The organism is Actinospineispora acaciae DSM 45401 (assembly GCF_000620785.1).
GTDB lineage: Bacteria > Actinomycetota > Actinomycetes > Mycobacteriales > Pseudonocardiaceae > Pseudonocardia > Pseudonocardia acaciae.
Genome location: NZ_JIAI01000022.1, coordinates 10,669 through 35,277 on the forward strand (window position 1 = coordinate 10,669; position 24,609 = coordinate 35,277).

Sequence of the window (24,609 nt, forward strand, 5' to 3'; positions counted from 1 at the left end):
ACGGATGAGGCGATGACCGTCACGAAGCCCCCGACCGCCGCCGAGGACACCGCCCCCGAGGAGACCGGCACGCGGACGGCCGGGCGTGGCCGGTTGGTGCTGCGCCGGCTGGTGCGCAACCGGCTCGGGCTCGGCGGCGGGATGTTCATCGTGCTGCTGTTCGTCGGCGCGTTCGTCTCCCCGCTGCTCTATCCATGGGACTACCGCACCCAGGACGACTACGCGCTGCTCATGCCGCCGTCCCCGGAGCACTGGTTCGGCACCACCAAGCTCGGCGAGGACCTGTTCGCGCAGTGCATGCGCGGGCTGCAGAAGTCGCTGCTGATCGGGCTGTTGGTCGGGGTGATCTCGACGGGGGTGGCGTCGGTGGTGGGCGCGGTGGCCGGCTACTTCGGCAAGGCCACCGACCGGGCGCTGATGTGGCTGGTGGACCTGCTGCTGGTGCTGCCGTCGTTCCTGATCGTGGCCATCCTGAGCCCGGCGTTCCGGGGCAAGTCCTGGCTGCTGCTGGTGCTGCTGCTGTCCGCGTTCGGCTGGATGATCGCGTCGCGGATCGTGCGCGGCATGACGCTGACCCTGCGCGAGCGGGAGTACGTGCTGGCCGCGAAGTTCGCCGGCATGCCGGCCTGGCGGATCATCGCTCGGCACATCATCCCGAACATGGCCTCGGTGCTGATCATCGACGCCACCGTCGGGGTGGGGGTGGCCATCCTGGCGGAGACGTCGTTGAGCTTCTTCGGTTTCGGCATCCAGCCGCCGGACGTCTCGCTGGGCACGCTGATCGCGTCCGGCACGGAGTCCGCGCTGACGTTCAACTGGCTGTTCACGTTCCCGTCCGGGCTGCTGATCCTGACCGTGCTGGCCGTCAACTTCTTCGGTGACGCGCTGCGCGACGCGCTGGACCCCTCGTCCAAGCGGGCTCGGGTACGGAGCAAGCGATGAGCCAACCGATTCTGAGGGTCAAAGACCTGCGCGTGTCGTTCCCGAGCGAGGCCGGCATGGTGCGAGCGGTGCGCGGGGTGAGCTTCAGCGTGGACGCCGGCGAGGTGCTCGGCATCGTGGGCGAGTCCGGCTCGGGCAAGTCGGTGTCCGCGCTGGCCACCATGGGGTTGTTGCCGCCGCAGGCCGAGGTGTCCGGCTCGATCACCTTCCGCGGCGAGGAGCTGCTCGGGCGCCCGGACCCCGAGCTGGCCGGCATCCGGGGCAAGCGGATCGCGATGGTGTTCCAGGATCCGCTGTCCGCGCTCACCCCGATCTTCAGCGTCGGCGACCAGGTGGCCGAGGCGCTGCTCATCCACGGCAGGGGGGCGATCAGCAAGCGGGAGGCAGCCCAGCGGGCGGTGGAGCTGCTGGACGTGGTCGGCATCCCGCGCGCGGCGGAGCGGGCGAAGGCGTTCCCGCACGAGTTCTCCGGCGGCATGCGCCAGCGGGTGGTGATCGCCATCGCGATCGCCAACGACCCGGACCTGATCATCGCCGACGAGCCGACCACCGCGCTGGACGTCACGGTGCAGGCCCAGGTGCTGGACGTGCTGCGCACCGCCCGCGAGCTGACCGGCGCCGGGCTGGTCCTGATCACCCACGACCTGGGCGTGGTGGCCGGCGTGGCGGACCGGGTGCAGGTCATGTACGCCGGGCGGGTGGTGGAGTCCGCGCCGGTCGACGACGTGTTCGCCCGCCCCCGGATGCCGTACACGCTGGGCCTGCTCGGTTCGATCCCCCGGCTGGACTCCGACCGCCGCGAGCCGCTGGTGCCGATCGAGGGCCAGCCGCCCGCGATGATCGACCTGGGTCCCGGGTGCCCGTTCGAGCCCCGCTGCCCGCTCGCGGTGGACGCCTGCTCGGTGGAGGAGCCGGTGCTGGCCAACGGTGAGGCCGGCGGTCAGCACCTGGCCGCCTGCTGGCGCGCCGGCGACCTGCGCAGCGACAAGCTCGACGCCGCCGAGGTGTTCCACATCGAGACCGCGCCCGCCGAGCCGGCGCCCCCGGAGTCGAACGGAAACGTCGTCCTGCGCGTCACCGACCTGGCCAAGCACTACCCGGTGACCAGGGGCTCGGTGTTCCGCCGCCGGGTGGGGACGGTGCGCGCGGTGGACGGGGTGTCGTTCGAGCTGCGCGCCGGCGAGGTGCTCGGGCTGGTCGGCGAGTCCGGCTGCGGCAAGACGTCCACGCTGATGGAGATCCTGGGCCTGGCCGCGCCCACGGCCGGCAGCGTCGAGGTGCTCGGCCGCGACGTCAGCGGCCTGGACCGGTCCGCGCGCAAGGCGATCCGCCGCGACCTGCAGGTGGTGTTCCAGGACCCGATCGCGTCGCTGGACCCCCGGCTGCCGGTCGGCGACGTGATCGCCGAGCCGCTGCTGGTGCACGGCGTGCCGGCGTCGCGCCGCCAGGCCAGGGTCCGCGAGCTGCTGCGCCTGGTCGGGCTGCGCCCGGAGCACGCCGAGCGCTACCCGGCCGAGTTCTCCGGCGGCCAGCGCCAGCGCATCGGCATCGCCCGCGCGCTCGCCCTGGAGCCGAAGGTACTGGTGCTCGACGAGCCGGTGTCCGCGCTGGACGTGTCCATCCAGGCCGGCGTGATCAACCTGCTGGACGAGCTGCGCGACCGGCTCGGGCTGGCGTACCTGTTCGTGGCCCACGACCTGTCGGTGGTGCGGCACCTGGCCGACCGGGTGGCGGTGATGTACCTGGGCAAGCTGGTGGAGACCGGATCGGTGGCCTCGGTGTTCCGGGCGCCCCGGCATCCGTACACCCAGGCGCTGCTGTCCGCGATCCCGATCCCGGACCCGGCGGTGGAGCGCCGCCGGGAGCGGATCCTGCTGCGCGGCGACCTGCCCAACCCCGCCGACCCGCCGTCCGGCTGCCGGTTCCGGGGCCGCTGCCCGCTGTTCCCGACCCTGGGGCCGCTGGCCCAACAGCTCTGCCTGGACGTCGAGCCGCCGCGCCAACCTCCGGAGGACGGGACCGCCGAGCCCGGCCACGAGGTTGCCTGCCACCACGCCCGCGTCCGGGAGGTCGTTTGAGGTTCCGTCACCGGCCGCCGGCCCTGCTCCTGGCGGCCCTGGTAGCTGTGTGCGCAGCGCTGGCCGGCTGCGGCGGCGGCGAGCCCCCTCGGCCGCCCACGATCCCGTCGGCGGACCGCAACGACATCAACGCCAAGCCGCGCGACCTGGTCCGCGACGGCGGCGAGCTGCGGCTGCCGCTGACCGCGCTGCCGGACAACTTCAACGTCAACCAGTTCTCCGGCAGCCAGGTCGACACCGACTCGATAGCGATGGCCGCGCTGCCCTACCCGTTCGCCGCTACCGCCGACGGCGGCCTGAGGCTCGACCCGGACTACCTGACCGGCGCGGACATCACCTCCACCGCACCGCTCGTGATCAGGTACACGATCAACCCCAAGGCGACCTGGAGCGACGGCACGCCGATCACCTGGCGCGACTTCGAGGCCCAGTGGCGCGCCCTGAACGGCACCAACCCCGCCTACCAGGTCGTCAGCAGCACCGGGTACGCCGACATCGCCTCGGTCGAGCGCGGCGTCGACGACAGGCAGGCCCTGGTCACCTTCACCGAGCCGTTCGCGGAGTGGAAGAGCCTGTTCACCCCGCTCTACCCGGCCTCGACGAACTCCGACCCCGGCCTGTTCAACGCCGGCTGGCGCGACCGGATGCCGGTCACCGCCGGCCCGTTCGCCGTGGAGGCGATCGACCCGGCCGCCAAGACGGTGACGCTGCGCCGCAACCCGGCCTGGTGGGGCACGCCGGCCAAGCTGGACCGTCTGGTGTTCCGGGTCTACGAGCGGACCGCGCTGGCCGACGCGCTGGCCAACAACGAGATCGACTTCTACAAGATCGGGTCCAGCGTCGACCTGCTCAAGCGCGCCCAGGGCACCCCGGGCGTGGCCGTGCGCCAGTCGCCGGAGCGGACCTACAACCAGATCACCTTCAACGGCGCGCCCGGAGCGGTCCTGGCCGACGTGAAGCTGCGCCGGGCCGTCGCCAAGGCCATCGACCGCACCGCGCTGGCCAAGCGGCTGGTCGGCCAGATCACGCCGAACGTGTCCGAGCTGGGCAACCACATCTTCCCGTTCGGCTCCAGGTACTACCGGGACAACTCCGACGTGGTGGGCTACGACCCGGCGGACGCCAACCGGGAGCTGGACGCCCTGGGCTGGGTCCGGCAGGGCGCGGTCCGGGTCAAGGACGGCCAGGAGCTGCGGCTGCGGCTGATGGAGCCCTCGCCCAGCCCGATCGGCGAGCAGATCGACCGCACGGTGCTCGAACAACTGGCCCAGGTCGGGGTGACCGCCGTGATCGAGACCGTCCCGGTGGAGCAGGCCGCCTCCCGCTACAAGGCGGGCGGCTTCGACCTGGTCAGCTTCGCCTGGCAGGGCACGCCAACGCCGTTCAGCAGCAGCGGCGGGCTCTACGCCGAGCCTCGCGGCGAAGACATCCAACAGAACTACGGCCGGATCTACAGCCCGGAGATCACCGCGCTGTTCGACAGGGGCCTGCGCGAGCTGGACGACGACAAGCGCGCCGACATCGCCAACCAGGCCGACCGCCTGATCTGGCGCGAGGTCCACCACCTGCCGCTCTACCCGTCCACCGGCGCGGTCGCCGTCCGCTCCACCCTTGCCAACTTCGGCGCCCCCGGCTACGCCGACGTCGACTACATCAATGCGGGGTACCTCAAGTGATCCGTCCGAGCAAGCTCGCGTTACTCGGCGTCCTGGCGCTCACGCTCGTCGCCTGCGGCGGCGGGCCCCGCGGCGCGGCCCCGCCGACCAGGGCGCTGGGCCAGACCGACATCAACCCGCAGCCCCGGGAGAACGTGCGCGACGGCGGCGACCTGCGGCTGCCGATGCAGCTGATGCCGAGCAACTTCAACTACAATCAGGTCGACGGGCCCAACGGCGACGCCCACACCATCGACGTCGCGGTGCTGCCCAGGGTGTTCAACGACGCCGCCGACGGCGGCCCCGAGCTGAACACCGACTACGTCACCTCGGCGGACGTCACCTCGACCTCACCGCAGGTGATCACCTACACGATCAACCCGAAGGCGAACTGGAGCGACGGCACCCCGATCACCTGGCGCGACTTCCAGGCCGAGTGGCAGGCGCTGAACGGATCCAACCCGGAGTACCAGATCGCCGGCACCACCGGATACGCCGACATCGCCTCGGTGGCCAGGGGCCGCGACGACAAGCAGGTGGTCGTGACGTTCGCCCGGCCGTTCGGGGAGTGGCAGTCCCTGTTCACCCCGCTGATGCCGACCTCGCTGAACTCCAACCCGCGGGCGTTCAACACCGGCTGGCGGACCGGCATCCCGATCACCTCGGGGCCGTTCACCGTGCAGTCCATCGACCAGACCAAGCAGACGATCATCCTGGCGCGCGACCCGAAGTGGTGGGGCACCCCGCCCAAGCTGGACCGCATCATCCTGAGCGTCTACCAGACGACGGCGCTGCCGGACGCGCTGGCCAACAACGAGCTGGACCAGCACGGCATCGGCGGCCAACTGGACCTGCTGCGCCGCACCCAGCAGAACCCGAACGCGGTGATCCGGAGCGCGCCCGGCAGGTTCTCCTTCAACGTGACGCTCAACGGGGGCGCCGGCGCGCCGCTGTCCGACCCCCGGCTGCGCCGGGCCGTCGCGCAGGGCATCGACCGCGCGGAGATCACCCGCCGGATGCTCGGGCAGGAGATCCCCAACCCCGAACCCGACGGCAGCCACATCTACGCACCGGGTTCCAAGGAGTACCGGGACAACGCGGGCGTGCTCCCGTTCGACCAGGCGGCCGCGAACCGCGAGCTGGACGCGTTGGGCTGGATACGCCAGGACGCCGGGCGGGTCAAGGACGGCAAGCCGCTAAACCTGCGCCTGGTCTACGCCGAGGACCCGAGCAACACCAACATGGCCAAGACAGTCCAGAACGAGCTGGCCCAGATCGGCGTGACCGTCACGCTCGAACAGGTGGACGGCAACAAGCTGTTCCCGGAATACGTCAACCCCGGCAACTTCGACATGGCGCTGATGGGCTGGCAGAGCACCTCCACCCCGTTCAGCAGCTCGGCGGGCATCTACCAGCGGCCGCTGGGCAACAATGTCCAGCAGAACTACGGCCGGATCGGCAGCCCGGAGATCGACGCCCTGATCGCCAAGGGGCTCGCCGAACTGGACGACACCACACGCGCCGACATCGCCAACCAGGCAGACCGGCTGATCTGGGAGCAGGCGCACAGCCTGGTCCTCTTCGCCGTTCCCGGCCTCGTCGCGGCCCGCAAGAACGTGGCCAACTTCGGCGCCCGAGGCTTCGCCGACCCTGACTTCATCAACGCGGGGTTCGTCAAGTGATCACGCGACGCGGGGCGCTGGTGCTCGCGGGGGTGGCGGCGCTGGGGCTGGCCGGCTGCGGTGGCGCGGCGCGCACCCAGTTGCCGGGCGGCGCGGCCGGGCACAGCGACATCAACCCGCGCCCCCGCGACCAGGTGCGCGACGGCGGCGACCTGCGCTGGCCGATCGACGTCATGCCCGACAACTTCAACTTCAACCAGTTCAGCGGCACCCAGGGCCAGACCCTCGAGATCGTCGAGGCGCTGCTGCCGGCGCCGTTCCGAGGCACCGAGGACGGCGGTCTGGAGCTGAACACCGACTACCTGACCTCGGCGGTCCTGACGTCGACCTCGCCGCAGGTGGTCACGTACACGATCAACCCGCGCGCGACCTGGAGCGACGGCACCCCGCTGACCTGGCGTGACTTCGAGGCGCAGTGGAAGGCGCTGCGCGGCGCCGACCCGGCGTTCCAGGTGGCCGGCACCACCGGCTACGAGGACATGGCGTCGGTGGCCAGGGGCGCGGACGACAGGCAGGCGGTGGTGACCTACGCCCGCCCGTTCGCGGAGTGGCGCAACGACTTCCGGCCGCTCTACCCGGCCTCGACGAACTCCGACCCCTCGGTGTTCAACACCGGCTGGGTGAACAAGATCCCGGTCACCGCCGGCCCGTTCACCGTGGCCTCGATCGACCTCGCGGCCAAGACCGTCACCCTGGAACGCAACCCCCGCTGGTGGGGCGCCCCCGCCAAGCTGGACCGGATCATCTTCAAGGTCGTCGAACGCGCCGCGCTGGCCGACGGCCTGGCCAACAACGAGATCGACTTCTACCGGATCGGCTCCAACGTCGACCTGTTCCGCCGCGCCCAGTCCACCCCGGGCGCGGCCGTCCGCCAGTCCCCCGGCCGCCGCTACAACCACATCACGTTCAACGGCTCGCCCGGCGCCATCCTCTCCGACGTGCGCCTGCGCCAGGCCATCGCCAAGGGCATCGACCGCGCCGCCATCACCAGGCGCCTGATCGGCCAGATCGCCCCGAACATGACCCCCGCCGGCAACCACGTCTACGCCTACGGCTCCAAGGACTACCGCGACAACTCCGACATCCTCCCCTACGACCAGGCCGCCGCAAACCGCGAGCTGGACGCCCTGGGCTGGGCGCGCCAGGGCGCCGGCCGGGCCAGGAACGGCCAACCCCTGCGCCTGCGCCTTGTCGAGTCCACCCCCAACCCGATCAGCGAGCAGATCGACCGCACGGTCCTGGACCAGCTCGCCCAGATCGGCGTCACCGTCACCATCGAGCCGGTCCCGCTCAACCAGATGGCCGCCGCCTACCGCCAGGGCAACTTCGACCTCGCCGGCTTCGCCTGGGAGAACACCTCCACCCCGTTCAGCAGCAGCCGAGGCATCTACACCGCCCCCACCGAGTCCGGCGCCATCAACCAGAACTACGGCCGCATCTACAACCCGGAGATCAGCGCCCTGTTCGACCAGGGCATCCGCGAACTGGACGACACCAAACGCGCCGAGATCGGCAACCGCGCCGACCGCCTGATCTGGCAGGAGGTCCACCACCTCCCGCTCTACCCCGACAGCGGCGCCTACGCCGTCCGCTCCACCCTCGCCAACTTCGGCGCCCCCGGCTTCGCCGACATCGACTACATCAACGCCGGATTCGCCAAGTAGCCGGCCAAGTCACGGAGCCTGAGTTCCGTCGCGTCCTTGCGAGCCGGCCGCGGGAGCCGGTCGCGGGGGATCTCCGTCCACGACGTCACGGCACCTCACGCGGCTCGACCTGGGCGAGGTGAGCAAACGTTCGGTCCCACTCGTCGAACAGTTCCGCGAAGGCGGGCGTGGCGGCCGCGAGGGGCAGGAAGTGCTCGCGGGTCTCCAGGTAGTAGGCGCGCCGCTTGGCCGGGCGCGGGTGGGTGTCGAGCCGCTGCACGTTGCTGTAGCGGTCGGCGAGCTTGATCAGGCGCGCCGCCGGCGGGGCCGAGGCGAAGCGCTCCAGATAGCGAGCGCGCAACTGCTCGGACGCCTGCCCAGGCGCCGGTGCGGGCTTGGTGAGCCACCCGACCAACTCGGCCGTCGAGGCCCCAAAATTTACCTTCACCTGCTCGGCGGTGACCGGAGTGTCCTCCACGACGTCGTGCAGCAGCGCGGCCCGCAGCGAGTCCGGATCGACCAGCCGCCCGACCTTGTACGCGATCTCCAGCACCTCGAGCAGGTGCCACACGTAGGGCTCCCCCGCTGGCCGAACCTGGTCAGCGTGCCAGGCGCCGGCGAACTCGTACGCCTCGCTCAATGCGACAACGGTGTCGGGCCGCAGCCGCGCGGAGAGGTCTCTCCGCGCCGCGGCCCAGTCCCGCCAGGCACCGAATACCTTCACTTGTCTTCCTCGTCGGGGCCGATCAGCTCAGGAGGCTACTCGCGGGCCGGCGAAAACACCCGGGTAGCCGGCACGCACCCACCAGAACCTGGAACCGGCATCCAGCCGCACCCACACGTCGACCACGCGAACACCGGATTCGTCATCTCTCCAACCCGCCACGCGGCTAAGATCCCGTGCCACGTTCCCCACCCGTATACGAGAGGCTTCGCGTCACGTGACAGCTCGCCGGGTCCTCGCGATGGTCACAGTGGTCACCTTGATCACGGTGGCCGGATGCGGCGGGGGTGGTGCGGCGCTGCCGCCGTCCAGCCAGGAGGTCGGCCACACCGACATCAACCCTCAGCCGAGGGAGAACGTCCGCGACGGTGGCGACCTCAGGCTGCCCCTGGACGGCCTCCCGATCAACTTCAACTACAACGAGGTGGACGGCACCGTCGCCGACGTCAGCAACATCGTGGGCGCGGTGGTGCCGTCCTGGTTCACCGGGACCGCGGACGGCGGCCTGGTGCCGAACCACGACTACCTGACGAAAGCGGAGATCACGTCCACGTCCCCGCAGGTGGTGACGTACACGATCAACCCGCGCGCGGTGTGGACCGACGGCTCGCCGATCACCTGGCGGGACTTCGAGGCGTACTGGCGCTCGCAGAACGGCACGAACCCGGCGTACCAGACCTCGGGCACCACCGGGTACCAGGACATCACCTCGGTCGCCCTCGGCGTCGACGACCGCCAGGTGGTGATCACGTTCGGCCGGCCGTTCGCGGAGTGGCGCAACCTGTTCAACCCGTTCTACCCGGCGTCCGTGTCCGCCACCCCGGAGAGCTTCAACACGAGCCTGACCAAGGGCATCCCGGTCAGCGCCGGGCCGTTCGTGATCAGCTCGGTCGACCAGGGCGCCAAGACCGTCACGCTCACCCGCAACCCGCGCTGGTGGGGCACCCCGGCGAAGCTGGACCGGATCATCTTCCGTCAGGTCGACGACTCCGCCCGGCCGGACGCGCTGGCCAACAACGAGCTGGACTACTTCGAGTTCGGCGCGGACGTCGACCAGCTGCGGCGGGCGCAGTCCAGCCCTGGTGTGGCCATCCGCAACGCGCCGTCGCGCTACTACACGCACGTCACGTTCAACGGCGCGCCCGGCGCCGTGCTCGCCGACCTGGACATGCGGCGGGCCATCGCGCAGGGCATCGACAGGCAGGCCATCGCGCGGCGCATGCTCGGCCAGGTCGTCCCGGACGCCCGCCCCAGCGGCAACCACATCTACGTGCCGGGCGGCAAGGACTACCGGGACAACGCGGGCGGCCTGGCCTTCGACCCGGCGGCCGCGAACCAGGCGCTGGACCGGCTGGGCTGGGTCCGGCAGGGCCAGGGGCGGGTCAAGGACGGACGGCAGCTCAGCCTGCGGCTGGTCTACGGGCAGATCGCCACGAACGAGGACGTCGCCAAGACGTTGCAGAACCAGCTCGGCCAGATCGGCGTCACGCTGGTGCTGCTGCCGCAGGCCATCGCCGAGCTGTTCCCGAACATCACCCGGGGGAACTTCGACCTGGCGCTGTTCGCCTGGGGCGGCACCGCGAGCCCGCTGAGCAGCTCGGTGGAGATCTACGGTAGCCCGATCGGGAACGTGGTCAGGGAGAACTACGGTCGGATCGCCAGCCCGGAGATCGACGCACTGTTCGCCCGTGGCATCGCCGAGCTGGACGACGCCAAGCGGGCCGCCATCGGCAACGAGGTCGACCAGAAGATCTGGCAGGAGGTGCACAGCGTGGTGCTCTACGCCCGGCCGGGGGCCGTCGCGGTCCGGTCCAACCTGGCCAACTTCGGCGCCTCCGGGTTCGCCGACCCGGACTACATCAACGCGGGGTTCGTGAAGTGAACGCGGTGCGCCTCGCCGCCGTGCTCGCCTCGGCGGCCCTGCTGACCGGTTGCTCGCTGCTGCCCGGGGCCGACGACGAGCCGGCCCGGCCGGTGCTCAACGCCGGGCGCGCCGACCTCAACGCGAAGGACCCGTCCGGCCTGAAGGACGGCGGTGAGCTGCGCTGGCCGATCGAGGGCGTGCCGCCGACGTTCAACATCTACCAGACCAACGGCCCGTCCGACGACAACCGGGCGATCGTGGACGCCATGATGCCGCGCGCGTTCCGGAGCACGCCGAACGGCTCGCTGCTGCCGGACCGCAACTACCTGGTGTCCGCCGGCCTGCTCCCGACCGCCGCGCCGCAGACCGTGGTCTACACGATCCAGCCGAACGCGAGCTGGAACGACGGCGCGCCGATCACCTGGCGCGACTTCGAGTCCCAGTGGAAGGCGCTGACCGGCTCCAACCCCGCGTTCCAGTCCACCATCCCGGAGGGCTACGACGAGATCGCCGGCGTGACCAGGGGCGTCGACGACAAGCACGCCGTGGTGACCTTCAAGGGCGACTACGGCGAATGGCAGTCGCTGTTCAGCCCGCTCTACCCGGCGTCGACCACCGGCAACCCGGTGCTGTTCAACACCGGCTGGCTGCGCAAGGCGCCGGCGACCGCGGGCCCGTTCAAGCTGCAGTCCGTGGACCCGGTCACCGGCGTCACCACGCTGGTCCGCGACGAGGCGTGGTGGGGCCCGCGGGCCAAGCTCGACCGGATCGTCTTCAAGCCCTACCTGCCGGCCAAGCTCGCCGACGGCCTGCTCGGCAACGACATCGACTTCTACCAGATCGGCGAGAACGTGGACCTGGTCCGGCGCGCCCGCACCATGCCGGACGTGGTCGTGCGCCAGTCGGTGGACCGCGACTACGACGAGCTGCTGATCAACGGCGGCCCCGGCGCGGCCCTCGCCGACCTGCGGCTGCGGCAGGCGATCGCGGAGGGCATCGACCGCACCGCGGTGGCCAGGCAGGTGGTCGGCGAGATCGCGCCGGCGATCCGCCAGCACGGCAACCACCTCTACGCGTTCGGGTCGTCCAGCTACCGGGACAACTCGGGCGTGGTGCCCTACGACCAGGCGCGCGCCGGCCAGGACCTGGACGCGCTGGGCTGGACGTTGAGGGGCGACCGGCGGGTCAACGCCAGGGGCACGGCGCTGGCGTTGCGGCTGGTCGTGGAGGCCGGCAACCCGGCCAGCGAGGCGGTCGGCGCGGCGGTGCGCGACCAGCTGGCCAAGATCGGCGTCACGGTGACCGTGCAGCCGATGGCCGGCCCGGAGAAGAGCCTGGCGACGCGGGCCGGGAACTTCGACCTGATCCACGTGCGGTCCCGGCACTCCGCGTCGCCGCTGCGCAGCTCGATCGGCCGCTACTACCAGCCCAGCGGGCAGGACGTCGCGCAGAACTACGGGCGGATCTTCAACCCGACGATCGCCGACCAGATCGCCGAGGACATGGGCAAGACCGACGACATCGAGCGGGCGGCCGCCGGCGACGGCGTCGACCAGGTGATCTGGACGGTCGTGCACAGCCTGCCGCTCTATCCCGACCCCGGCGCGTACGCGGTGCGCTCCACGCTGGCCAACTTCGGCGCGCCCGGGCTGTCCGACCTCGACTACACGGCCGTGGGGTTCACGAAATGACGAGCGTCCGCACCGCCATCGCCCTGCTGACCGCGGCCGCCGCCGTGGCGCTGGCCGGCTGCGGCGGCGGGGGCGGCGGCCGGTTGCAGGAGCCCGCGCACGGCACCCAGGACATCAACCCGCACCCCGCCCAGGCCCTGCGCGACGGCGGTGACCTGCGCATACCGCTGGACAACCTGCCGACCAACTACAACTACAACCACACCGACGGGCACGAGGAACAGACCCACCGGGTGATGGCGGCGCTGATGCCGCGCGCGTTCGACGACGCCCCCGACGGCGGGCTGAAGCTGAACACCGACTTCGTGACCGCCGCCGAGCTGACCTCCGCCTCGCCGCAGGTGATCCACTACCACATCAACGACCGCGCGGAGTGGTCCAACGGCCGGCCGGTCACCTGGGAGGACTTCGCCGAGCAGGCGCGCGCGAACAACGGCTCCGACCCGAGGTACCTGCTCGGCGACAAGAACGGCTACCAGGACATCGCCAAGGTCGAGCGCGGCGCCACCGACAAGGACGCGATCGTCACCTTCGCCAGGACGTACTCGGAGTGGCAGAACCTGTTCTACGGGCTCTACCCGAAGGAGACGAACGCCGACCCGACCGTGTTCAACACCGGCTGGCTGGCCCGCCCGCTGGAGACCGCCGGGCCGTTCCGTGTAGGCCAGGTCGACCAGACCGCGAAGACGATCACGCTGGTGCGCAACGAGCGCTGGTGGGGCGAGCGGCCCCGGCTGGACCGGGTGATCTTCACCGTCACCGAGCGGGCCGCGCTGGCCGACCGGCTGGCCAACAACGAGATCGACCTCTACGAGATCGGCTCCAGCGTGGACCTGTTCCAGCGCGCCCGGACCATCCCCGGCGTGCGGATCCGGCAGGCCGCCCCCAAGGCGTTCGGGCACATCAGCTTCAACGGCGCGCCCGGCGCCATCCTCTCCGACCTCAGGGTGCGCCGGGCGGTGGCCCAGGGCCTCGACGCGAAGGCCATGGCCCAGCGGCTGATCGGACCGATCGTGCCGACGGTCCAGCAGATGGGCAACCACATCTACCCGGTCGGATCCGCCGCCTACCGGGACCACTCCGACCTGCTGCGCCACGACCCGGCGGCGGCCAACCAGGCGCTGGACGCCGCCGGCTGGGCGCGGCAGGGGCCCGTGCGGGTCAAGGACGGCCGCCCGCTGCGGCTGCGCATCGTCGTCCCCGCCGGCAACCCGATCTCCGACGCGATCGCCAAGACCGCGCTGGGCCAGCTCGCCGAGATCGGCGTGCAGCTCGTGCTGGAGGCGGTGCCGCCGAACCAGTTCTTCAGCGACTACGTCAGCCGGGGCAACTTCGACCTGGCCCCCTACCAGTTCGTCGGCTCGTCGGCGCCGTTCTCGAACAGCTTCAACGCCTTCCAGGAGCCGACCGGCAACGACCTCGGCATCAACTTCGGCCGCATCTACGACCCCCGCATCACCGAGCTGTACCGGCGGGGCTTCGCCGAGCTGGACGACGCCAAGCGGATCGAGATCGGCAACGAGATCGACAAGCTGATCTGGGAAGAGGTGCACGACGTCCCGGTCTACCCGCAGACCGGCGCCTTCGCCGTCCGCGAGAACCTGGCCAACTTCGGCGCCAAAGGGCTGGGGGACTACGACTATGTGCACGCCGGCTTCGTCAACCCGTGAGTGGTTAGCGTTGCTATGACAACGCTAACCACTCACGGGTTGCGGATGCTCGCTTGTGCGGTGGCCGGTGCGCTGGTGCTTGCGGGGTGCGGCGGCGGGCAAGGAGGCGGGACCGGCGACCCGTCGGGGTACGGGTCGCAGGACGTCAACCCGCGTGATCCGGACTCCCTGCGCGACGGCGGCACCCTGCGGCTGCCGTTGAACGACCTGCCGGTGAACTACAACTACAACCACGTCGACGGGCACGGTGAGTGGGCCAGGGATGTCCTGTGGGCGCTGATGCCCCGGGCGTTCGACCAGTCCAAGGACGGCGACCCCGTGCTGAACGCGGACCTGCTCACCGACGCCGGGCTGGTGTCGACCCTCCCGCAGGTGATCCGTTACCGCATCAACGACCGCGCGGTGTGGTCCAACGGGCGGCCGATCACCTGGGAGGACTTCGCCGCGCAGGTCAGGGCCAACAACGGGTCCGACCCGGCGTTCCGCTTCGTGGACAAGACGGGCTACGCCGACATCGAGAGGGTGGAACGCGGCGGGACCGACAAGGAGGTCCTGGTGACCTTGCGCAGGCCGTTCGCGGAGTGGCAGGGCCGGCTGTTCTACGGGCTGTACCCGAAGGAGATGAACGGCGACCCGGCCGAGTTCAACGGCTGGCACACCGAGCCGAAGATCACCGCCGGCCCGTTCCGGGTGGAGAAGATCGACACGACCGCGCGGTCCATCGCGCTGGTGCGCAACGAGCGCTGGTGGGGCAGGCCGCCCCGGCTGGACCGCATCACCTGGACGGCCGGCGACAGGGCATGGCCCGATCGGCTGGCCGACAACGAGATCGACGCCTACGAGATCGATGCCAACGTTGACCTGCTCGACCGGGCGAGGGCCATTCCGGGGGTGAAGATCCGTCGGGCCGCCACCGGCCAACGCACCCACATCACGTTCAACGGCGCTCCCGGCCGGCCGCTGGCCGACCCCGCGTTACGTCGCGCCGTCGCCAAGGCCATCGACAGGGAGGCCATCGCCCAGCGGGTGATCGGACCGATCGTGGGCTGGGCGAAACCGCTGGGCAACCACATCTACCCGATCGGCTCGAAGGGATACCGGGACAACGCGGGCGCCGCCCCAACGACCACTTTCGACCCGGAGAGCGCCAACCGGGAGCTCGACGCCCTGGGGTGGGTTCGACAAGGCTCCGGCACCGGCTCGATCCGAGCCCGAGGTGGCCAGCCGCTGCGGCTGAACCTCGTCATCTTCCGCGACGACCTGGAGTACGAGCAGATAGCCAAGGAGATCGCGGTCCAGCTCGTCGAGGTCGGCGTCGAGGTGGTGATCGAGCCGGTTCCGTCCGCGCGGTTCTACCCCGACTTCGTTCACGCCGGCAACTTCGACCTGACGGCCTTCGGATGGGTTCTCACCGGGCCGCCGTTCAGCGACTCGGTCTCGATCTACCAGGAGCCGAAGGGCGGCGATGTCGGCCTCAACTACGGCCGCATCCACGACCCGGTGATCAGCGAGAAGTTCGCCGAGGGAACCGCCGAGCTGGACAACTCGAAGCGGATCGAGATCGGCAACGAGATCGACAGGCTGGTCTGGGACGAGGTTCATCACCTGCCGCTCTACGCGGAGCCCGGGGCGTACGCCGTGCGCGAGAACCTGGCCAACTACGGCGCCAGGGGCCTCGCCGACTGGGACTACACGAAGGTCGGGTTTAACCCATGACGCGAACCCTGCTCGCCTGTGCGGTGGCCGGCGCGCTGCTCCTCACGTCGTGCGGCGGTGGCTCGGGCGCGCGGCTGGAGGCGCCGCCGCCGCCCGGCGCGCAGGACCTCAACCCGCGTGACCCCGCCACCCTGCGCGACGGCGGTGACCTGCGCCTGCCGTTGGACAACCTGCCGGTGAACTACAACTACAACAGCACGGACGGCCACGAGGGGCAGACCCACCAGGTGCTCTGGGCGCTGATGCCGCGCGCCTTCGACGAGGCGGCGGACGGTGGCACGGCGCTGAACACCGACCTGCTCGCGTCCGCCGACCTGGTCTCCACCTCGCCGCAGGTGGTCCGCTACCGGATCAACGAGCGGGCGGTCTGGTCCACCGGCCGGCCGATCACCTGGGAGGACTTCGCCGCGCAGGTCAGGGCCAACAACGGGTCGAACACGGAGTACCAGTTCAGCGACAAGACCGGGTACGTCGACATCGAGAAGGTCGAGCGCGGCGGCGGCGACAAAGAGGCGGTGGTGACCTTCCGCAAGCCGTTCGCGGAGTGGCAGGGCCGGCTGTTCAACGGGCTGTACCCGAAGGAGATGAACGACGACCCGAAGGAGTTCAACGGCTGGCTGACCGAACCGAAGATCACCGCCGGCCCGTTCCGGGTGGACAGGGTGGACCTCACCGCGAAGACGATCACGCTGGTGCGCAACGAGCGCTGGTGGGGCGCCCGCCCCCGGCTGGACCGGATCATCTTCACGGTCACCGAGCGGTCCGCGCTGGCCGACCGGCTGGCCAACAACGAGATCGACGCCTACGAGATCGGCTCCAGCACCGACCTGTTCGAACGCGCCCGAAAGATCCCGAGCGTACAGATCCGCCGGGCCATCCCGAAGCAGTACAGCCACCTGACGTTCAACGGCGCCCCCGGCCGGGTGTTGGCCGACAAGGCGCTGCGACGCGCCGTCGCCAAGGGCATCGACCGGGCGGCCATCGCCCAGCGCCTGGTCGGGCGGATCGTCGGCCAGGTGACCCCGATGGGCAACCACATCTTCCCGATCGGCTCGAAGGGCTACCGGGACAACTCCGCCAGCGCGGCCTTCGACCCGGTGGCGGCAAACCGCGAGCTGGACGCCCTGGGCTGGGTCCGTCCCGCCGGGTCCGCCGTGCGCGCCCGCGACGGCCAGCCGCTGCGGCTGCATTTCGTCACTCCCAGCGGCAACCCGATCAGCGAGCAGACCGCCAAGACGGTCCTCGACCAGCTCGCCCAGATCGGCGTCGAGGTCGTCATCGACCCGGCCCCGACCGCGCAGTTCTTCTCCGACTTCGTCAACGTCGGCAACTTCGACCTGACCACCTTCCAGTGGATCACCACCGGCTCGCCCTTCAGCGACTCGGCCGCCATCTACCAGGACCCGACCGGAACCGACGTCGGCGGCAACTTCGGCCGCATCTACGACCCGACCATCAGCGCGAAGTTCGCCCAGGGCATCACCGAGCTCGACGACGCCAAACGGATCGAGCTCGGCAATGAGATCGACAGGCTGATCTGGGACGAGGTCCACCACCTGCCGCTCTACCCCCAGACCGGCGCCTACGCCGTCCGCGAGAACGTCGCCAACTACGGCGCCAAGGGCCTCGCCGACCCGGACTACACCAAGGTCGGCTTCACTCCGTAACTCCGCGAACATTGCCACTTTTATGACCAACGTCGCATTGCTGAGAACCCGCCCTCGACCCGGTCCCGGTTCTTAGGAAAATGACAGGAAAAGGAATCCGGACTATCAGGTAGGCGCCCGATCCTGATCTGGTCACGTGTGGCCGAAAACGATCCGTGCGGGGGTAGCGACCAGTGATCCTCAGGGACATCCTGGCAATCGCCTTCCGCAGCCTGCGCGCGCACAAGCTGCGCTCGGTGCTGACCATGCTCGGCCTGGTCATCGGCGTCGCCGCGGTGGTGCTGCTCAGCTCGCTCGGCCAGGGCCTGCTGGGCTCGGTGAACGCGGCGATCGAGCCGGTGGCGAACAGCATCACGGTGGTGCCCAAGGTGTCGCCGTACCCGGGCGGGCCGCCGGCCAAGCCGCTCACCGACGCCGACGTGGCCGCGATCGCCAAGATCCCGCAGGTGGCCGAGATGGTGCCGTCCGTGACCGGGGCGACCACCGGGGCCGCCGGCCAGTCCGCCAAGGCGGTGACGGCCACCACCCAGGGCGCGCAGTACCTGTCCGCCTCGGTCGAGGGAACCACCGCCAACTACCTGCAGGCCTCGCAGCGGGAGCTGGTCGCCGGGCGGTTCTTCAACACCGTCGAGGACGACAACGGGGCCAAGGTCGCGGTGATGGGCTCGCTGGTCGGCCAGGCGCTGTTCGGCCCGGACCCGCACGCCGCGCTCGGCCGCACCGTGCGCCTCAACAGCACCACGGTCAAGGTGATCGGCGTGCTCAAGTCGTACGGCGCGGCCAACGACAACGTCGTCGTCATGCCGTTGAAGGCGGTGCGGGCCGGCGTGTTCGGCTCCTCCTTCGGCACCGGCGCCAACCACGTCAGCCGCCTCACCGTGAAGGCCACCTCGACGCAGGCGGTGCCGGCCGCGAAGGCCCAGATCCAGGAGGTCCTGCGCGAGCGCCACCACATCGACTCGCCGCAGTACGACGACTTCCAGGTGCAGGACCTGGGCTCACGGGTGACCACGTTCACCTCGCTGATGACGCTGGTGACCAACGCGGTGCCGGCGGCGGCCGCAATTTCCCTGCTGGTCGGCGGCATCGGCGTGCTCAACATCATGCTGGTGTCGGTCACCGACCGGACCCGGGAGATCGGCACCCGCAAGGCGGTCGGCGCCAGCGACTCGGCGATCATGGGCCAGTTCGTCCTGGAGTCGATCGCGCTGGCCGGGCTGGGCGGGCTGATCGGCGTGGGGGCCGGCATCGGCGCGATCCTCGGGATCAAGCAACTGCTCGCCGGCATGGCCGCGGGCGGCCCGCTGAAGACCTTCGACCCGACGATCTCCCTGCCGGCCGTCGGGCTCGCCTTCGCCATCTGCCTGGTGATCGGGCTGATCGCCGGCGGCTATCCGGCATGGCGGGCGGCTCGCCTCGAACCGATCGAGGCACTGCGGTTTGAATAACCCCAACTGGACGGCGAAGAACGCAGGGAGTCGGATGATCCGCCTGGAAGGCATTACCCGTTCCTTTCGCATGGCGGAAGGCGAGATGAGGGTTCTGCACGGCATCGACCTGGACATCGAGGCCGGCGAGATGGTCGCCATCATGGGGCCGTCCGGCTCCGGCAAGAGCACGCTGATGAACATCCTGGGCTGCCTGGACACCCCCACCACCGGCCGCTACCTGCTGGACGGCACCGACGTGACCCGGCTGTCCAAGCGCGAGCTCGCCAAGGCCAGAGGGCAGAAGATCGGGTTCGTGTTCCAGTCGTTCAACCTGATCCCGCGCACCAACGCGATGCGCAACGTCGAGCTGCCGCTGGTCTACAACGGCGTGCGGCGGCGCAAGGCCAAGGCCAGGGCGGCGTTGGAGCGGGTCGGGCTCGGCGAGCGGATGGGGCACGTGCCCAGCGAGCTCTCCGGTGGCCAGAAGCAGCGGGTCGCGGTGGCCCGCGCGCTCATCAACGACCCGTCGATCATCCTGGCCGACGAGCCGACCGGGGCGCTGGACACCAAGACCACCACCGAGATCATGGAGCTGTTCACCGACCTGAACAGGGCCGGGAGCACGATCGTGATCATCACGCACGAGGAGGAGGTGGCCGAGTACTGCTCGCGCCGGGTCTGGCTGCGCGACGGCAACATCGAGAGCGACACCCCGGTGGAGCGGCCCGACAACGTCAGCGGGCTCAGCGCCTGAGCGTTGTGTCGGCGTCGGGGGGCTCAGAGAGGAGCCAGTGGTGATCAAGCTCGAGCGGGTCGGGAAGGCGTACCGGTCGACCGAGCGGCGGGACGTTCCGGCGCTGTTCGACATCGAGCTGACCATCGAGGCCGGCGAGATGGTCGCCGTGGTCGGGCCGTCCGGCTCCGGCACCAGCACCCTGCTGAACGTGCTGAGCTGCCTGGACCTGCCCAGCGACGGGCGCTACCTGCTGGACGGCGTGGACGTGGGGCGGCTGTCCAAGCGGCGGCTGGCCAGGCTGCGCGGACGGTTGATCGGCTTCGTGTTCGGCAACTTCGACCTGATCCCGAGGGCGAGCGTGCAGGAGAACGTCGAGCTGCCGCTGCTCTACCGGCGGGCGGGGGTTCGGCGGCGGCGGGCGCGGGCCGCGCTGGACCGGGTCGGGCTGCGCGGGCACTACGGCGACCGGCCGGTGGAGCTGTTCGAGGCGCAGCGGCAGAAGGCGCTGATCGCCCGCGCGCTGATCAACGACCCGGCGGTGCTGCTGGACGACGACCCCACCGGCGGCCTGGACGCCGGCTCCGCCACCGAGATCATGGAGCTGTTCGCCGAGCTGAACGAGGCCGGCCGCACGATCATCTACTGCACGCACGACGAGGACGTCGCGGCCTGGGCCACCCGGATCGTCCGGATGCGGGCGGGTCGGGTGGTGAGCGACCGGCGCAACGTCCCGTACCGGCCGCACCGGCCCCGGCGGCCGCACCTGCGCGCGGTCTGAGGCACGGGGTTGGGCCGGGGTTTCGCACCGCCCCGGCCCAACCCGTCTAGGCCGCGCGAGGCGGCCGTTTCATCACGTGACGCGGGTGCCCATCATCGGCGATCCCCCCTTTCCACATTCGGTGATCCGGCGTGGTCGCCGGACCGGGGTTCTGGCGCGCTCGGCGGCACGCCGGTACCGAGCAGCGGACGGGCGAGCACCAGCAGGCTCCCGGCCAGCAGCGCGCCGGCGAGCAGGTAGACGGCCCCGAGGCTGGCCAGCTCGGCGACCGGCCCGGCCAGACCGGCGCCGATCGGCATCAGGCCCCAGGTCAGCACCCGGTAGCCGTTGGTGACCCGGCCCATCATCGGCGCCTCGGTGAGCCGTTGGCGCCGGGTCGCGGACAGCACGTTCCAGCCGCCGGCGCCCAGCCCGACCAGCGCGTAGCCGAGCCAGCCGACCGGTTGCCAGGACAGCGCGCCGAGCAGCAGGAACCCCGAGGCAAGCACCGCCATCGCGGCCACCATCACCGGCCCTTCGGAGAACCGGGCGGCCAGCGCCGGCACGCACCGGGCCGCGACCAGGGTGCCCAGCCCCATCGCCACCCACAGCGTCGGCACCAGCGCGGTCGGGATACCGAGCACCTCCACGGCGTAGAGCGCCATCACCGCGTTCGCGGCGGCCACCGCGACCGCGGCGAACAGCACGGCGGTGACCAGCACCCGCAGCCCCCGGTGGCCGAACAGGTAGCGCACGCCCTCGCCGACCTGCCCGGCCAGCCCGTGCCGTACGCCGTGACCGGCCCCGATGCGCGGCAACCCGGCCACGACCAGCCCCGCCGCCAGGAACGAGACGCCGTCGAGCGCGAAGCAGACCGCCGGCTGCCACAGGAACAACCCGCCCGCGACCAGCGGACCGAGCACGTCCAGCGCGATCGTCTCGACGCTGACGAACCGCCCGTTGCCCCGCTCCAGGTCGTCCGGCCCGGCCAGCCGCACCAGCAGCCGCTGCGACGCCGGGTCGGCGAACGTCTCCCCCGCCGTGACCACGAACGCGGCGGCCACCAGCACCCAGACCCCCGCCGTCCCGGTGGCCACCGCGGCGGCCAGCAGCAGCGTCGCCACGCCACGGACCAGGTGCGCCCCGAGCACCGTCCAGCGCGGCTCCCACCTGTCGGCCAGCGCGCCCGCCGGCAGCGCGAGCAGCAGCCAGGGCAGCACCTCCGCCACCGCGACCGCGGACACCGCCAGCGGGTCGCGGGTGCTGACCGCGGCGAACAGTGGCAGCGCGGCCAGCCGCACGCCGTCGCCCACCATCGACGTCGACCAGGCGACCAGCAGCCGGCGGAACCCCGGGGTGTCGACGCCGACGGCCGGAGCGGGCGGTTCGGGCACGCCCGGGCCGGGCACGACCTCCCCCCGACCCGCCACCGCACGTCCCCCTCGTTGTGACCGGCGTCCCGCCCGAGGCTAGGTGCAGCCGAGCACGGATGGGTAATGGTTTACCCGATTGGGTAATGGATTACTCGCGGTTCCTGATGTTATGCCGAGCGGCCGATTTACCGTGGCCGTCGCCGGGCGGAGCTGGCACCGTAACCGGGTGGCCGCACCCACGGACGGCGCCGGCGCCCCGACCGTCACGACCGGGATCGCGGCCGCCGTCACGGTTGCGCTGGTGGCGGTCAGCCCCGGCTACGGCTACCACCGCGACGAGCTGTACTTCCTACAGGCCGGACGGCACCTGGCGTGGGGCTTCTCGGACCAGCCGCCGTTGACCCCGCTGCTGGCCCGGGTGGCAGACGAGCTGTTCGGCGACTCGCTTGTCGGGCTGCGGGCGGCCTCGGCGGTGGCGGCCGGGCTGATCGTGCTGCTGTCCGGGCTGATCGCCCGCGAGTTCGGCGGCGACCGGGCCGCGCAGGCGCTCGCCGCCGGCTGCATGGCCGTCTCGTCGTACCTGCTCGCGGTCGGCCACACGCTCTCGACCAGCACGTTCGACCTGCTGGTGTGGGCGGGGCTGAGCTGGGTGGTGGTGCGGGCGCTGCGCGACGGCGGCCGGTCCTGGCTCGCGGTCGGGCTGGTCGCCGGGGTCGGCCTGGAGGTCAAGACGCTGCCCGCGCTGCTGCTGGCCGGGCTGCTGGTCGGGGTGCTGGTGGCCGGCCCGAGGGCGGTGCTGCTCGGCCCGTGGCCGTGGCTCGCGGGCGGGATCGCGGTGCTGCTGTGGGCGCCCAACCTGATCTGGCAGGCCACGAACGGATGGCCGCTGGTCGCGTTGTCCGGGGAGATCGCGGCCGGCGGCTCGACCAGCAGCCAGCCGAGGTGGCTGTTCCTGCCGTATCAGTTGGTGCTGGTCAGCCCGCTGCTGGTGCCGGTGTGGGCGGCCGGGCTGTGGCGGCTGGCCAGGGATCCGGGGCTGCGGCGGTACCGGGCGTTCGCTCCTGCGTACGCGGTGCTGGCCGCCGTGTTCATCGCCGCCGGCGGCAAGCCGTACTACCTGGCCGGCCTCTACCCCGTGCTGCTCGCCGCCGGTGCCGAGCCGACGCTGCGCTGGGTGCGGCGTGGCCGGGCCCGGGTGCGCGCATTCGTGCTCGCCGCCGCCCTCGCGGTGAGCGCCGCCGTCAACGCCACGCTGATGCTGCCGCTCGTGCCCGTGCACGCCCTGGCGTCCACGCCGGTCGTCGCGGTGTACCCGGACGCCGGCGAGACGGTCGGCTGGCCGGAGTTCGCCCACACGGTGGCCACCGTCTACCACGGACTGCCGGCCCCCGGCGCGGTGCTGCTCACCCGCAACTACGGCGAGGCCGGCGCGCTCGACCGGTTCGGCCCCGCGCTGGGCCTGCCGCCCGCCTTCAGCGGCCACAACAGCTACGCCGACTGGGGGCCGCCGCCGGAGACGCCGTCCACGGTGATCGCCGTCGGCTACCGGCGCGCCGAGCTGCAACGCTGGTTCACCACCGTCGACGAGGCCGCGCGCATCGACAACGGCCTCGGCCTGCGCAACAGCGAGCAGGGCAAGTCCGTCTGGATATGCCGAGGCCGGCTCGCCCCCTGGACCGATCTGTGGCCCCAACTACGCCACGTCGGCTGACCCGAGAGCTCAGCAGCCGGGCACTCTGAGCGAGAGGACCAAGGCCCTTAGGCCAAATAGGGCGAAAGACACCGAGTACACGACCGGCTCCAATCCGGGTCAAATTGCCTCTGAACAGGAAACTCCGACGCTGGCCAGGTGGCACGGCTAAGCGTCCTCCAGCTCGGTGGGCAACGAATCGGCAGCACGCACCTGCTGGTCCGACAGTTGCTGACGACGTAGCCCTCGCGCTCCCCGCAGCTTGGCGCCCGTGAGGTCGGCGCCCGTGAGATCAGCATCGGTGAGATCGGCGTCGGTGAGATCGGCCTGGTTGAGTCGGGCCTGAGCCAGGTCGGCACGGACCAGGGTCGCGCCGGTCAGGTTGGCACGAGAGAGGAAGGCATGGCTAAGGACGGCTCCATGAAGGTCGGCATGAGTGAGGTCGGCACCGAAGAGGTCGGCGTGGGTGAGATCGGCCTCGCCGAGATGAGCCTCGGTCAAGTTCGCGTGATGTAGGTTCGCGTTAGTGAGGCCGACGTATTCGAGGTCGGCACGGCTGAGATTGGCAGGCCCGAGGCTAGCGCCAGGCAAATCAACGTCGCTGAGGTCAGCACGTGGTATGCCCGGCCGTTGCGGGAGACGCCCGAGGACGGCGAGTGCGGCGGCAACATCGCTCGGGAGTGACCTCGGTTCGTTCGACGACGAAGGCTCCTCGGCTGCCTCATCGGTGTTCGAGGTTTCGCGTGACCGCGGCGCTCCGGCGAGTTCTCGGATGAACGCGGAGAGGACCTCGACCACGGTTTGTTGATCACTGTGTCGGTCGGTGTCGACGGCGATCTGTTCAAGCGCGTAAATCCCGCCCAGGCGGATCGCCTTCGACTCGGTGTTACCGAGTTGCTCGACGGCCTTTGTGTAGCGCTCGGTGATCTGACCTCGTGCTTGAAGGGCGAAGGTGCGCTGGATAATCTGCGAGTTTCGATAGTTGATCAAGATCGTAACGAGAGCGCCGAGGCCGGCCGCTGCCGCCAAGACGCTTGCCCGGGTGGTGGCAATCGCCGACAACCGCGCCGACTCCTGCGCGGCCCTCACCGCATCGCTGGGCGCATCCGGCAACGGGTACGCGGCCGGTACCTCTATCCAGCCCCATACCGCCAATGCCACGACAAGCCCGGCAATCACCCATGACCACGGACGCAAGCTCGATACAACGGAGCCTGCGCGGTCCGCCACACCCGTCATCGGCATATCCCCTCGTCACGGCACCAGCGACGATCGATCCGAGCGCAGTATG

At 70.8% G+C, this 24,609-nt stretch carries 17 protein-coding genes; 14 read left to right on the top strand and 3 right to left on the bottom strand.

Annotated elements, in window-relative coordinates; all coding sequences use genetic code 11:
* The first annotated feature begins 12 nt into the window (after positions 1 to 12).
* Genes N912_RS0144540 through N912_RS0144560 form a run of 5 tightly spaced genes read left to right on the top strand, consistent with a single transcriptional unit; the run spans position 13 to position 8,021 of the window.
* Positions 13 to 942 (top strand): ABC transporter permease, encoded by a 930-nt coding sequence (locus N912_RS0144540; RefSeq protein WP_028927547.1) that lies wholly within the window; start codon positions 13 to 15, stop codon positions 940 to 942.
* Complete coding sequence (locus N912_RS58575; protein WP_037069934.1) at positions 939 to 3,020, top strand: ABC transporter ATP-binding protein; 2,082 nt, start codon at positions 939 to 941, stop codon at positions 3,018 to 3,020. Before N912_RS0144540 ends, N912_RS58575 begins: the two co-directional genes overlap by 4 nt.
* Positions 3,017 to 4,696: an ABC transporter family substrate-binding protein gene (locus tag N912_RS0144550; RefSeq protein ID WP_028927548.1), complete on the top strand. Its 1,680-nt coding sequence runs from the start codon at positions 3,017 to 3,019 to the stop codon at positions 4,694 to 4,696. The genes N912_RS58575 and N912_RS0144550 overlap by 4 nt, the downstream gene beginning before the upstream one ends.
* Positions 4,693 to 6,357, top strand: coding sequence for an ABC transporter family substrate-binding protein (locus N912_RS0144555; RefSeq protein ID WP_028927549.1), 1,665 nt, complete (start codon positions 4,693 to 4,695; stop codon positions 6,355 to 6,357). The genes N912_RS0144550 and N912_RS0144555 overlap by 4 nt, the downstream gene beginning before the upstream one ends.
* Complete coding sequence (locus tag N912_RS0144560) at positions 6,354 to 8,021, top strand: ABC transporter family substrate-binding protein (protein ID WP_037069936.1); 1,668 nt, start codon at positions 6,354 to 6,356, stop codon at positions 8,019 to 8,021. Before N912_RS0144555 ends, N912_RS0144560 begins: the two co-directional genes overlap by 4 nt.
* A gap of 85 nt (positions 8,022 to 8,106) precedes the next feature.
* Here the strand turns inward: N912_RS0144560 and N912_RS0144565 are convergent, their stop codons facing one another.
* A complete protein-coding gene (locus N912_RS0144565) occupies positions 8,107 to 8,724 on the bottom strand; it encodes an HD domain-containing protein (protein WP_028927551.1) in 618 nt (205 codons plus the stop codon).
* A 241-nt stretch (positions 8,725 to 8,965) separates the two neighbouring features.
* On the opposite strand from N912_RS0144565, the gene N912_RS0144570 reads away from it, so the two are divergent.
* The 8 genes from N912_RS0144570 to N912_RS0144605 all read left to right on the top strand — a co-directional run bounded on the left by N912_RS0144570 (position 8,966) and on the right by N912_RS0144605 (position 20,276).
* Positions 8,966 to 10,606, top strand: a complete 1,641-nt coding sequence (locus N912_RS0144570) for an ABC transporter family substrate-binding protein (RefSeq protein WP_037069938.1) — start codon at positions 8,966 to 8,968, stop codon at positions 10,604 to 10,606.
* Positions 10,603 to 12,279 (top strand): ABC transporter family substrate-binding protein, encoded by a 1,677-nt coding sequence (locus tag N912_RS0144575; RefSeq protein ID WP_028927553.1) that lies wholly within the window; start codon positions 10,603 to 10,605, stop codon positions 12,277 to 12,279. Before N912_RS0144570 ends, N912_RS0144575 begins: the two co-directional genes overlap by 4 nt.
* Positions 12,276 to 13,949 (top strand): ABC transporter family substrate-binding protein, encoded by a 1,674-nt coding sequence (locus N912_RS0144580; RefSeq protein ID WP_028927554.1) that lies wholly within the window; start codon positions 12,276 to 12,278, stop codon positions 13,947 to 13,949. Before N912_RS0144575 ends, N912_RS0144580 begins: the two co-directional genes overlap by 4 nt.
* A 45-nt stretch (positions 13,950 to 13,994) precedes the next feature.
* Complete coding sequence (locus N912_RS0144585; protein ID WP_169748061.1) at positions 13,995 to 15,665, top strand: ABC transporter family substrate-binding protein; 1,671 nt, start codon at positions 13,995 to 13,997, stop codon at positions 15,663 to 15,665.
* Positions 15,662 to 17,332, top strand: a complete 1,671-nt coding sequence (locus N912_RS0144590) for an ABC transporter family substrate-binding protein (RefSeq protein ID WP_028927556.1) — start codon at positions 15,662 to 15,664, stop codon at positions 17,330 to 17,332. Before N912_RS0144585 ends, N912_RS0144590 begins: the two co-directional genes overlap by 4 nt.
* Positions 17,333 to 17,505: 173 nt before the next feature.
* On the top strand, positions 17,506 to 18,780 hold the full coding sequence (locus tag N912_RS0144595) for an ABC transporter permease (protein ID WP_028927557.1): 1,275 nt from the start codon (positions 17,506 to 17,508) through the stop codon (positions 18,778 to 18,780).
* A gap of 85 nt (positions 18,781 to 18,865) precedes the next feature.
* A complete protein-coding gene (locus N912_RS0144600; protein WP_342670905.1) occupies positions 18,866 to 19,516 on the top strand; it encodes an ABC transporter ATP-binding protein in 651 nt (216 codons plus the stop codon).
* A 40-nt stretch (positions 19,517 to 19,556) separates the two neighbouring features.
* Entirely contained in the window at positions 19,557 to 20,276 is a 720-nt protein-coding gene (locus tag N912_RS0144605; protein WP_028927559.1) for an ABC transporter ATP-binding protein, read from the top strand.
* 92 nt (positions 20,277 to 20,368) lie between these two features.
* Here the strand turns inward: N912_RS0144605 and N912_RS0144610 are convergent, their stop codons facing one another.
* A complete protein-coding gene (locus N912_RS0144610) occupies positions 20,369 to 21,685 on the bottom strand; it encodes an MFS transporter (RefSeq protein ID WP_156994383.1) in 1,317 nt (438 codons plus the stop codon).
* A gap of 169 nt (positions 21,686 to 21,854) precedes the next feature.
* Between N912_RS0144610 and N912_RS58580 the strand changes: the two genes are divergently transcribed.
* Entirely contained in the window at positions 21,855 to 23,339 is a 1,485-nt protein-coding gene (locus N912_RS58580) for a glycosyltransferase family 39 protein (RefSeq protein WP_245645918.1), read from the top strand.
* A 147-nt stretch (positions 23,340 to 23,486) separates the two neighbouring features.
* Here the strand turns inward: N912_RS58580 and N912_RS58585 are convergent, their stop codons facing one another.
* Positions 23,487 to 24,557 (bottom strand): pentapeptide repeat-containing protein, encoded by a 1,071-nt coding sequence (locus N912_RS58585; RefSeq protein WP_064745572.1) that lies wholly within the window; start codon positions 24,555 to 24,557, stop codon positions 23,487 to 23,489.
* Positions 24,558 to 24,609: the final 52 nt, after the last annotated feature.

Coding starts and splice junctions, on each gene's coding strand:
- N912_RS0144570 (WP_037069938.1), top strand. CDS start 8,966: ATGGTCACAGTGGTCACCTTGATCACGGTGGCCGGATGCGGCGGGGGT.
- N912_RS0144600 (WP_342670905.1), top strand. CDS start 18,866: ATGAGGGTTCTGCACGGCATCGACCTGGACATCGAGGCCGGCGAGATG.
- N912_RS58585 (WP_064745572.1), bottom strand. CDS start 24,557: ATGACGGGTGTGGCGGACCGCGCAGGCTCCGTTGTATCGAGCTTGCGT.
- N912_RS58575 (WP_037069934.1), top strand. CDS start 939: ATGAGCCAACCGATTCTGAGGGTCAAAGACCTGCGCGTGTCGTTCCCG.
- N912_RS0144590 (WP_028927556.1), top strand. CDS start 15,662: ATGACGCGAACCCTGCTCGCCTGTGCGGTGGCCGGCGCGCTGCTCCTC.
- N912_RS0144585 (WP_169748061.1), top strand. CDS start 13,995: ATGCTCGCTTGTGCGGTGGCCGGTGCGCTGGTGCTTGCGGGGTGCGGC.
- N912_RS0144580 (WP_028927554.1), top strand. CDS start 12,276: ATGACGAGCGTCCGCACCGCCATCGCCCTGCTGACCGCGGCCGCCGCC.
- N912_RS0144540 (WP_028927547.1), top strand. CDS start 13: ATGACCGTCACGAAGCCCCCGACCGCCGCCGAGGACACCGCCCCCGAG.